Source organism: Methylobacterium pseudosasicola (assembly GCF_900114535.1).
Lineage (GTDB): Bacteria > Pseudomonadota > Alphaproteobacteria > Rhizobiales > Beijerinckiaceae > Methylobacterium > Methylobacterium pseudosasicola.
The window spans coordinates 1-9,662 of sequence record NZ_FOTK01000085.1; the positions used below are offsets into that span (position 1 = coordinate 1).

Sequence of the window (9,662 nt, forward strand, 5' to 3'; positions counted from 1 at the left end):
TTCACCGCTTTGAAGCGGCTGCCGTCGAGAGCCACGACGCCACCGGCCAGGAGGCCGAGTTGGCGGCACAGCACGACGAACTGGCGGCAGGCGGCCTGGATCGCAGGCCCGTTGTCGCGCCGGAAGTCGGCGATGGTCTTGAAGTCGGGGGCGAGGCGCCCGGTCAGCCACATCAGCTCGACGTTGCGGCCAGCCTCACGCTCCAGGCGGCGGCTGGAGGAGACCTGATTGAGGTAGCCGTAGAGGTAGAGCTTCAGCAGCGTCGCGGGATGGTAGCCGGGCCGGCCCGTCGCGGCCGGTCTCACGCCAGCAAAACCAAGGGCCGCGAGATCGAGTTCGTCCACGAACAGATCGACGACGCGCGCCGGATTGTCTTCGGACACGTAGTCGTCCAGGCGATCCGGCAACAACGTAACCTGATGGCGATCCGCACCCAAAACGAACCGCGCCATACAAGCCGCCGCCGTCACGCAGAGACTATCAGAACAGCAGCGTTTTCACACAGCCTCGGTGGTTTTCTGCCCATCCGTTTTCGGACGGTAGATGCGTCAAACCGGACATAGCCGCGGGGACCGCTCACGACCCTCAACAGGCGCTGGGAAGGTCCGCTTTCACGCTGCCCGACAGTACGGAAGATATGAAGGGGGGGGGCGGTGGGAGGCTGCCGTCAACCGTTTTAGGAACTTCCTCGATAGTTCCATGCTGTTCAGAGAATAAGTAATTAGGCCGCCCTAACTTTTTCACCTAGATCGCCCTTCGATAAGGGGCCGCCATTCATGAACGAAGTCGAGAAGCAGCTTGCACAGGCCGATGCCGGCGACCGAAGTGCAGGCGAACCGGCGATGGGTTCGATGGACCATGGCGCCAGGGAGCCGCTGGGCGGGCCAGGACTGCATCACTGGCGCCAAAGCACGATGACCTGACCGGTATTTTGGACCGAGCCAATTGAGAGGCTACTGCATGGTGGCGGCCATGGGTAGCCGGAAGGCCAGATCCGGGTAGCTGACGGGCGCGGGCGGCCGATAGCCCAGCGACGAATGCGGTCGGACGCGGTTGTAGGTGGTTTGCCAGAGACCGATCACGATCTGCGCTTCCTTCAGCGAGTAGAAGATCTCCTGGTTTAGACACTCGTCACGAAGCTTGCCGTTGAAGCTCTCGCAATAGCCATTCTCCCACGGGGATCCTGGCGCGATGTACTGGATCTGCGAGCCAGCTTTGGCGACCCACTTGCGCAATGCCTTTGCGATCATCTCAGGACCATTGTCGCAGCGGATGTTCTCCGGGATGCCGTGCAGGCACATCGCGTCGGCCAGCGCCTCGATCACACTGAGGCTGTTGATGCGCCGCGCCACCTTCCGCGCCAGGCAGGCCCGGCTGTGCTCGTCGATCAGCGTCAGGATGCGCAGGCTGCGGCCATCGTGCGTCTGGGCTTGCACGAAGTCGAAGCTCCAGACGTGATTGCGGTGAAGTGGTCGTAACCGCACGCAGGAGCCGTCGTTCAGCCACAGGCGGCTGCGGGGTCTATGTCGGCTGGGGACCTTCAGCCCCTCGCGACGCCAGATGCGCTGAACCCGGTCTTTGCCTACCTGCCAGCCGGCTGCCTGTAGCAGCGCGGTGACGCGGCGATAGCCGTAGCGTCCATACTCGGACGCCAGGGCGATGATGGCCTGGGTCAGCTCATCCTCATCGGTCAGTACGGTGGGCACGTAGCGCTGTGTGCCCCGGTGCTGGCCGACGATCCGACAGGCGTGACGTTCCGAGAGGCCGTACTTCTCACGGATGCCGTCCACCGCCTGCCGGCGCCGCTCGGGGGCTACAAGTTTCCCGAGGCGACGTCCGCCAGCACCTGCTTCTCTAGAGAAAGGTCGGCGACGAGCCGGCGCAGACGAGCGTTCTCGCGCTCCAGATCCTTCATCTTCCTGGCTTGATCGACCTGAAGGCCGCCGTACTCCTTGCGCCAGCGGTAGTAACTCTGCTCGGAGATCTCCGCCTCCCTGCATGCAAGGGCCAAACTCTTGCCCTGGGCCGTCTGCACCTCAATCTGACGCAGCTTGAGCACGACCTGCTCCGCGTTCGTCTTCTGGCCTCGCCGCATGTCCAACTCCTTTGGTCCTGGCTGATCCTCTCAATCAGCCCGGTCCAAAGCCAGCCGGTCAGGTCATGAGATGATCGACCGGGTTCAATCCAGCTTACGCCGAGGCGCACGCACGGGCCCCGAGCGGCAAACGTCGGACTTCGGGCACGCAGAGGCTTGAGATTACGCGGAACGTCCGCCTTGGGGGAGCGCCGACAACGCTTCCGGCGGCTGGGTTGGGTCGGTAGAAGGCAGTCCGCTTTTCCAGCCGGCCTTCTCTGAAGCAGTCATTCCGCTTTCGGCCATTCGCGGACACCGTGAAGCGCTTGCGCCAGTGTCTCAGATGGGTGGAGGCTGTGTGAAAACGCGGGTGCGTTGCGAGGCCGTAGAACAAAATTCTACGCGGGAACTATTTTAGCTCGCCAGATGCCTGTTTTACTGCCGACAGACCCGTTATTAAGCCAACACACAGCGCGGCTGAGGGGAGCTTATTCTACCGCAACCGACGACTTCCGCGAATTCACACAGCCTCGGTGGTTTGCAGATCGTCGGCTTCGGGACAGAGACGCCTCGAAGCCGACATTGGCGACCGTCTACTCAGATCTGAGCTTGTCCGCCATCGACGAAGAGCTCGACGCCGTTGACGAAGCTCGCCTCGTCCGAGGCCAGGAACAGCACCGCCTTGGCGATCTCCTCCGGCTGACCGATGCGCCCGGCCGGGATTAGGCCGGCGAGGTAATCCTTCGTGCCCTTCGCTTGGTCACCACCACCGAACAGCTCGTTCAGGCCCGCGGTCTCCGTAAGGCCGGGGCTGATAGCGTTCACCCGGATGTGGCGATCCTTGAGGTCGAGGATCCAGTTGCGGGCGAAGTTGCGCACCGCCGCCTTTGTCGCCGAGTACACGCTGAAAGCGGGCGTGCCTGAGATGCTGGTGGTCGACCCGGTAAGGACGATGGAACCACCATCCTTCAGCAACGGTAGGGCCTTTTGCACGGTGAACAACACGCCCTTCACGTTGGTGTCGAAGGTCCGCTGATAATGCTCCTCGGTGATCGCACCGAGCGGCACCATCTCGCCACCGCCGGCATTGGCGAAGACCACGTCGATCTGCGCGTGCTTCTGCTGGACCGCATCGTAGAGGCGGTCGATATCCGCCAAGCGCGCCATGTCGCCCTGGACAGCGGTCACGCGCCCGCCGATCTGCTTCACTGCCGCGTCGAGTGCCTCCTGTCGACGGCCAGTGATGAACACCGAGGCGCCTTCCTCCGAGAAGGCCTTCGCTGTAGCGAGCCCGATGCCACTCGTGCCGCCGGTCACCACCACGACCTTGTTCTGAAACCTGTTCGTCATCGTCGTTCTCCGTCGTTCGGCTTTGCCTCGCCGCTGACGACAGAGATGCAGCGAGAACGCTGATGCGAGTAGACGGCAAACGTGGCACGTAGCGTTCCATCAGAGGAACGATGATGCGTGCCGACCTCAACGACTACCGCTACTTCGCCGAGGTGGTGGCCCACGGTGGCTTCGCCGCCGCGGGCCGGGCGTTGCGCGAGCCGAAGTCGAAGCTCAGCCGCCGGGTCGCGGCCATTGAGGCGCGGCTGGGCCTGCGCCTGATCGAGCGGTCGAGCCGACGCTTCCGCATCACCGAGGTCGGGCAGAGCTTCTACGAGCGTTGCCGAGCGATCATGATGGAGGCCGAGCGGGCCGAGGCGCTGGTCGCCGAGGCACAGGCCGAGCCGCACGGGCGCATCCGCATGAGCTGCCCGAAGGGCCTGGTGGAGGTTGTCTCGGCGTCCGTGCGCACCTTCCTAACCCGCTACCCGAAGGTCAGCCTACAGTTCATCGCCAGCGACAGGCCCGTCGATCTCATCGAAGAGCGTATCGACGTGGCCGTGCGGGTGCGGCGGGAACTCACCAGTGACGCGTCGCTGACGATGCGCTCGCTCGGGCACTCGCACTGGATCCTGGTTGCCAGCCCGCAGGTCGCCAGCAGCCTCGGCACTGACATCGCGTCGCTCGGCGCCTTCCCGACGCTCGGCACGAGCGACGACCCAGGCGAGGTCGAGTGGCGGTTCGAGCAGGCGGGCGGGTCGACGTACAGGCTGCGTCATGAACCGCGCCTAACGTGCAGCGACTTTGCCGTCCTGTGTGACGCGGCCGCCGAAGGCATCGGCATTGCCTACCTGCCCGACCATGTCTGTGCCGTCCACATCGCCTCCGGCCGGCTCGTCCACGTCCTACGGGATTGGCGCAGCCAAGCCGGCATAGTCCACCTCGTCTTCACAACCCGGCGCGGCCTGCCGCCGGCCGTGCGTGCTCTGATAGACCACTTAGCGACAGCCTTTCCGAAGCTATGAAGGCAAAGACGCAGCCTCGTCGTACCTCAAACGATTCAAGCCGCCAGGGAACGGCTCCAGCCGTTGCCATTGTACCCGCATGGGCCGCGGTCTACGCCTACGTGGATACCCTTTCAGCGCAAAGAATCGGTGAGGGACCGTCGATGGCGGGAGAAATTTCCGACGTTGGACTGGAGCGTTCGGAGCCGCGCGTCTTCTTAGCAACGGCTGCGACCTGGATCTTCCTCGCCGCTCTCTACGGCGTATTCGCAGGTTCGATCAGTGCGACTGAGGGACTCGCCGGGGTGGTCTGCGCCAGCCTCGGCACGCTCTGGGCGCGGCGCGTCGGGCGGATCGGCGACGCGGCCTTTCGGCTACGGGTAGGCATGCTGCGCCCGTTGGCGAGCGCAGTGGCGAACCTGCCCGGCCAGACTCTCCGTGTCGGATTCGACCTGATGCGGGCGATCGTCGGCGGCACCAGCGCCGGGTCGATCCGGACCCGACCGATGGCGTCGGTGTTTCAGGTGACCAAGGCCGATGGCGGCGCGGAGACGCAGGCCGAACGGGCACTCGGTGTTTTCGCTGCCTCTCTGGCACCGCGTAGCTATGTCCTGCGCCTCGATCCCGGGCGCTCCGAAGCGGTACTCCACGCCTTTGAGACTCAACCGGCACGAAAGACGCCGAAGTGAGCCCATGGATCCTCGCATCGGGGGCTCTCGTCCCGGCGCTTGCCATCGCCGCGGCGATCGGCTGGCGTGGACGCATCGGGCAGCGCCTTGCCGCCTACCAGCTGGCGGGCTCGATTACGGTGATCCTACTAACGCTCCTGACTTTCGCTACCGACCAACCGTCACTGACCGACCTCGCCCTCACCCTTGTGCTGCTGACGCTACCGGGTACGCTGCTCCTTGCTGTGTTCGTGGAGCGCTGGTTGTGAGCGCGGCGATCCTCGGAATCCTGCTCAGCCTGACCGTCGCGGCGATCTGGATTGCCTGCCTTGCCGTAATGCGGCTGCCGCGAGCGCTGGACCGCTTGCACGCGGTGGCCTTCCTCAACGCGGCGGCCGGGTTCTTCGTCACCGTGACGGCTTTCGTCGCGGACGGTGTTTCGGGCCGCTCCCTGAAGATCGCCCTGCTGATGACGCTTCTCGTCGCCTGGAGCGCGGTACTCTCGCACGTGGTCGGCCGCGCCTTGCTGTTGCGGGAAGGATCGTCGGCGTGAGCGCGATCCTCGCCCTGTTGCTCCTGCTCACCGCCGCCAGCGGGACGGCGGTGGTCCTGATCCGGGAGCCCCGCCGCCAAGTCTTCGCGATCGGGCTGAACGGACTGATTCTGACCGTGCTCTTCACCGCGCTCCAGGCACCGGACGTGGCACTGTCCGAACTCGCCGTCGGCACCGCGGCTGTACCGTTGCTATTCGTCGTGGCGTTGAGCGCCGTGCGAACCGCCTCGCCGAGCCAATCCGCCGATCCCGGTGACCACACGAAGTCTCCTGAGGACGCATGAACGCACGATGGCGCCTCGTCCTGCTCGGGCTCGCCTGCCTCGTCCTCGTGCCTTGCGCCGTCTCGGCGATCCGAGCGATGCCGGATTTCGGCGCCGACATCGCTGCCTATGGTGCGCGGATCAACGCGATCGCGCCGGCCGAGCGCCACGTCGCCAACATGGTGAGCGCCATCAACTTCGACATCCGCGGGCTCGACACGCTGGGTGAGGAGTTCATGCTGCTGGCCGCCATCACCGGCACCGTCGTGCTCTTGCGCGGCAGCCGTGGCGAGGCGATCACCGATCGCGCGGCTCGGCTCCCCGGCAGGCCGGTTCTGCCCCGCGCCGAGGTGGTCGTCCTGGCCTGCCGCATCGCTGGGCCGATCACCGCCCTGTTCGGGACCTATGTGGTTCTACACGCCACCGTGACGCCCGGCGGCGGCTTCCAGGGCGGCGTGATCCTCGCATCGGCGACCCTGCTGATCTACCTCGGAGAAGGTTATGCCGGATGGCGCGACAGCGTCCGCAGCCGGTGGCTCGACGCCATGGAAGGCGGCGGCGCGCTGCTCTTCGTGCTCTGCGGCCTCGCACCGATGCTGGTCGGGGCCGCATTCATGGAGAACGTGCTGCCGTTGGGGACGTTTCGCGACCTCTTCTCCGGCGGCCTGATGCTGGTGGAGAATCTCGGCGTGGCGGCGGCCGTCACGGGTGGCTTCACCCAGCTCTTCCTCGAATTCATGGAGGAGACCCGGGAACCCGACCAATCGGACGATCCGAAGGGAGAAAACGCGTGAGCTGGCTCCCCTACGCGGTTGCCGCATGGCTGTTCGGCATCGGCCTGTTCGGGATCAGCACCAGCCGGAACTACATCCATCTGATCGGCTGCCTCTCGGTCTGCCAATCGGCCACCTACGTGCTGCTTCTCGGCATCGGCTACCGCTGGGACGCCATCGCTCCGATCTTCTACGACCACCCGCCCGGCACACCCGCCGTCGACCCGGTGATGCAGGCGCTCGTGCTCACCGACATCGTCGTCGGCGCGACGTTGACCGCTCTGCTGCTGGTCCTGACGCTGCAGGTGTATAAGCGTAGAGGCACACTCGACCCGGAGCGGCTCCGACCGATGCGGAAGAATGCCGGCGGCGGACGCGTCGGCGCGCGTCAGGAACCCGGCACGGAGGCGCAGCTCTGATGCCGGATTGGTTCTCTCTCAGCTGGATCCCGAGCGCGGTGCTGCCGCCCCTTCCGGTGGCGCTGCCGCTGGCGATGTGCGCGGCCCTGCTCGCGACCGCCCACCTCCTGCCCGGCCGTTGGCCCGACATCCTCGCAAGCCTAACGGCGCTCGCGGTCGCAGCCCTCTGCAGCCTGATCGCCGTGCGGGCGGCGGACGCGCCGCTGGTCTACTGGTTCGGCGGCTGGACGCCGCGGGCGGGCATGCCGCTCGGCATCGGCTTCTCGGTCGATGCCGCGAGCGGCTGGGTCGCGGCGTTCATTGGGACGCTGTTTGCCGCGAGCTTCGTCTTCGCCTGGGGCTTCTTCGAGGAGACCCACGGCCACTTTCAGATCCTGATGCTGCTGTTCCTGGCGGCCATGGTCGGATTCGTCTTCACCCGCGACCTGTTCAATCTGTTCGTGTGGTTCGAGGTGATGAGCGTCGCCGCCTTTGCGCTGACTGCCTATCATCTCGACGAATCGGCGCTGGCCGGCGCCCTGAACTTCACCGTCACCAACAGCCTCGCGGGCTTCCTGATGCTCGGCGGCATCGGGCTGATCTACGCGCGTGCAGGCACGCTCGACTTCGAGGAACTGGCCCGCGCGGTCGCCCGTGCAGGGCGCGATCCGGTGACCGCCGGCGCCTTCTGCCTGGTCGCCACCGCGCTGATGATCAAGGCCGCCGTCGTCCCGTTCCAGTTCTGGCTCGCCGACGCCCACGCGGTGGCCCCGAGCCCGGTCTCGGTTATCTTCTCCGGCGCCATGGTCTCGCTCGGGCTGTTCGGGCTCGCCAAGCTGACCGCGGTGGTGTTCACCGGCTCCGATCAGGTCCGCGGGGCGGTCTCTCTGTTCATGATCGGCGCCGGCAGCGCGACCGCGCTGGTGGGCGGCTGGATGGCTGTGCTCCAGCGCCACCTCAAGCGCCTGCTCGCCTTCTCGACGATCAGCCATGCCGGCATCATGCTGCTCGGCATCGGGGCGCTGTCGCAGGGCGGCACCGGCGGCCTGTTGCTCTACCTCGTCGGCCACGGGCTGGTGAAGGGCGCGCTGTTCATGGTGGCGGGCATCCTGCTCGCCACTCGCGCCGGCATCGACGAGATCGCCCTGCGCGGCCTCGGCCGAGGGATCGAGCCCGCCGGCATCGCGATGGCGCTCGGCGGCCTTCTGCTGTGCGGCCTGCCACTCGGCCTCCTCGACCAGGGCACCCGCATCCTTCAGGGCGCGCTCCTCGACGGCGGCCACCCCTTCGCGGTCGCGGCGACCGTCGTCGGGGCGGGGCTCACCGGCGCCGCGGTCCTGCGCGCCGCCGGCCGGATCTTTCTCGGGCTTGGTCCAGATCCCGGCAACGAGGCGCAGGCGCCGAGCGAGGCGGAGCGCGAGAAGGCCAACCGCCCGCTCTGGCTGATGCTGGCGCCTTGTCTCGTCCTGCTCGCCCTGAACGTCGCGGCACCGGAGGAGGCGGTCGCGCGCCTCGCCAGCGAAGCGGTGCCGGCCTTCATGCACCGGGGAGGTGGTTTGGGGCGTGGCCCCAGCTGGCTGCCCTGGCTCAGCCTCGCCTTGACACTCGTGATCGCGGCCTTCGCGCTCGGCCGCCATAAACTACCCCGCTGGTTCTCGAGGCCGGTCCGCGCCACGCAATCGGGACCGACCCGGCTTCTGGAACAGGTTCACAGCGGCTTGATCGGCGATTACGTGACCTGGATGACTATCGGATTGGCTATCCTCGCGGGTCTTCTCGCGACGTCCTGAGGCGGCAGCCTCTGACAGACGGCGAGAGCTGCGATGCCGATGGCACGGTCGGCGGATCTGTCTGAACGTGCCCACATCCGCTTCGCCGCGTAATTCCCCCGAAGCAGCTATGCGGCTTTCGGCCATTCGAAGTCGCTGCCGCGGCCGGCTGAACGTCTCATGTGGGTGGATTTCGGCCCGTCCGCTCCGGGGATAGAAACCCGCCGAAGCGGACATGCCGAAACCAACGTAGCGGGACTAGATTTGGCGCATACCGCCATCGACGCACAGTTCGGCCCCCGCGACAAAGCTCGCCTCGTCGCTCAGCAGGAACAGCGTGGCTGCAGCCACTTCCTCGGGACGCGCCATGCGGCCTAGTGGGATCGGTGCGATCAGCGCGGCCCGCCCCTCTTCCGGCACGCTCGCCATCATGGCGGTGTCGGTCGGGCCGGGGGACACCACGTTCACGCGGATGCCCTGCGGGGCCAGCTCCACCGTCCACGTGCGTGCGTAGGAACGCAGGGCCGCCTTCGTGGCGGCGTAGGTTCCGTAGGGCGTCACCCCCATGACGTCGGCGATCGATCCCATCAACACGACGGACCCACCCCGCCCCATCGCGCCCAGAGCTGCTTGCAAGCCGAAGACGGCGCCACGGACGTTGACCGCGAAGTGCCGGTCGAAATGCTCGGGCGTCCCGTCGCGCAGGGTCGCCGGTTCCGAGATGCCCGCGTTGAGGACGAGCGCGTCGATCCGGCCATGCGTCTCCTGCACCGTCGCCATGACGCGGCACAAATCCTCCTGTAGGGCCGCGTCCGCGACGAGCCCTCGCGC

General features: G+C 66.4%; 13 protein-coding genes. 9 read left to right on the top strand and 4 right to left on the bottom strand.

Translation table 11 applies throughout. The features are described 5' to 3' along the window. Positions 1–452, bottom strand: a 452-nt coding sequence (locus BM228_RS32310) for a transposase (RefSeq protein WP_139234326.1), incomplete at its 3' end; no start/stop codon positions are given. Positions 453–776: 324 nt separating this feature from the next. Between BM228_RS32310 and BM228_RS35035 the strand changes: the two genes are divergently transcribed. Beyond that, a complete protein-coding gene (locus BM228_RS35035; protein ID WP_167367897.1) occupies positions 777–923 on the top strand; it encodes a hypothetical protein in 147 nt (48 codons plus the stop codon). A gap of 30 nt (positions 924–953) precedes the next feature. Here the strand turns inward: BM228_RS35035 and BM228_RS32315 are convergent. Together BM228_RS32315 and BM228_RS32320 are read right to left on the bottom strand one after the other, a co-directional pair. Beyond that, positions 954–2,095, bottom strand: a protein-coding gene (locus BM228_RS32315) for an IS3 family transposase (RefSeq protein WP_092047309.1) whose coding sequence is annotated in 2 segments (ribosomal slippage) — positions 954–1,828 and positions 1,828–2,095 — 1,143 coding nt in all. Because the reading frame shifts where the segments join, the coding sequence is not laid out codon by codon here. A 576-nt stretch (positions 2,096–2,671) separates the two neighbouring features. Next, positions 2,672–3,424: an SDR family NAD(P)-dependent oxidoreductase gene (locus BM228_RS32320; protein ID WP_092047311.1), complete on the bottom strand. Its 753-nt coding sequence runs from the start codon at positions 3,422–3,424 to the stop codon at positions 2,672–2,674. Between the two features lie 110 nt (positions 3,425–3,534). Here BM228_RS32320 and BM228_RS32325 point away from each other — a divergent pair, with 110 nt between their 5' ends. The 8 genes from BM228_RS32325 (at position 3,535) to BM228_RS32360 (ending at position 8,852) form a co-directional block, all read left to right on the top strand. After that, a complete protein-coding gene (locus BM228_RS32325; protein ID WP_092047312.1) occupies positions 3,535–4,428 on the top strand; it encodes a LysR substrate-binding domain-containing protein in 894 nt (297 codons plus the stop codon). 101 nt (positions 4,429–4,529) lie between these two features. Continuing rightward, a complete protein-coding gene (locus tag BM228_RS32330) occupies positions 4,530–5,096 on the top strand; it encodes a hypothetical protein (RefSeq protein ID WP_208612146.1) in 567 nt (188 codons plus the stop codon). Continuing rightward, complete coding sequence (locus tag BM228_RS32335) at positions 5,093–5,344, top strand: monovalent cation/H+ antiporter complex subunit F (RefSeq protein ID WP_092047314.1); 252 nt, start codon at positions 5,093–5,095, stop codon at positions 5,342–5,344. The genes BM228_RS32330 and BM228_RS32335 overlap by 4 nt, the downstream gene beginning before the upstream one ends. Next, positions 5,341–5,628, top strand: coding sequence for a monovalent cation/H(+) antiporter subunit G (locus BM228_RS32340; protein ID WP_244537427.1), 288 nt, complete (start codon positions 5,341–5,343; stop codon positions 5,626–5,628). Before BM228_RS32335 ends, BM228_RS32340 begins: the two co-directional genes overlap by 4 nt. Beyond that, positions 5,625–5,912, top strand: coding sequence for a Na(+)/H(+) antiporter subunit B (locus BM228_RS32345; protein WP_092047316.1), 288 nt, complete (start codon positions 5,625–5,627; stop codon positions 5,910–5,912). The genes BM228_RS32340 and BM228_RS32345 overlap by 4 nt, the downstream gene beginning before the upstream one ends. Beyond that, positions 5,909–6,685, top strand: coding sequence for an MnhB domain-containing protein (locus tag BM228_RS32350; RefSeq protein WP_092047318.1), 777 nt, complete (start codon positions 5,909–5,911; stop codon positions 6,683–6,685). Before BM228_RS32345 ends, BM228_RS32350 begins: the two co-directional genes overlap by 4 nt. After that, the gene (locus tag BM228_RS32355; RefSeq protein ID WP_092047320.1) at positions 6,682–7,083 is read left to right on the top strand and encodes a sodium:proton antiporter; all 402 of its coding nucleotides are present in this window, start codon (positions 6,682–6,684) and stop codon (positions 7,081–7,083) included. Before BM228_RS32350 ends, BM228_RS32355 begins: the two co-directional genes overlap by 4 nt. After that, complete coding sequence (locus tag BM228_RS32360) at positions 7,083–8,852, top strand: complex I subunit 5 family protein (RefSeq protein WP_092047322.1); 1,770 nt, start codon at positions 7,083–7,085, stop codon at positions 8,850–8,852. Before BM228_RS32355 ends, BM228_RS32360 begins: the two co-directional genes overlap by 1 nt. A 237-nt stretch (positions 8,853–9,089) precedes the next feature. On the opposite strand, the gene BM228_RS32365 is transcribed toward BM228_RS32360, so the two are convergent. Further along, the coding region (locus BM228_RS32365; protein WP_092047324.1) for an SDR family NAD(P)-dependent oxidoreductase at positions 9,090–9,662 on the bottom strand (573 nt) is incomplete at its 5' end.

Bases quoted from the DNA above. Each gene is read 5' to 3' on its own strand.
- BM228_RS35035 (WP_167367897.1), top strand. From the start codon at position 777: ATGAACGAAGTCGAGAAGCAGCTTGCACAGGCCGATGCCGGCGACCGA.
- BM228_RS32320 (WP_092047311.1), bottom strand. From the start codon at position 3,424: ATGACGAACAGGTTTCAGAACAAGGTCGTGGTGGTGACCGGCGGCACG.
- BM228_RS32325 (WP_092047312.1), top strand. From the start codon at position 3,535: ATGATGCGTGCCGACCTCAACGACTACCGCTACTTCGCCGAGGTGGTG.
- BM228_RS32350 (WP_092047318.1), top strand. From the start codon at position 5,909: ATGAACGCACGATGGCGCCTCGTCCTGCTCGGGCTCGCCTGCCTCGTC.
- BM228_RS32360 (WP_092047322.1), top strand. From the start codon at position 7,083: ATGCCGGATTGGTTCTCTCTCAGCTGGATCCCGAGCGCGGTGCTGCCG.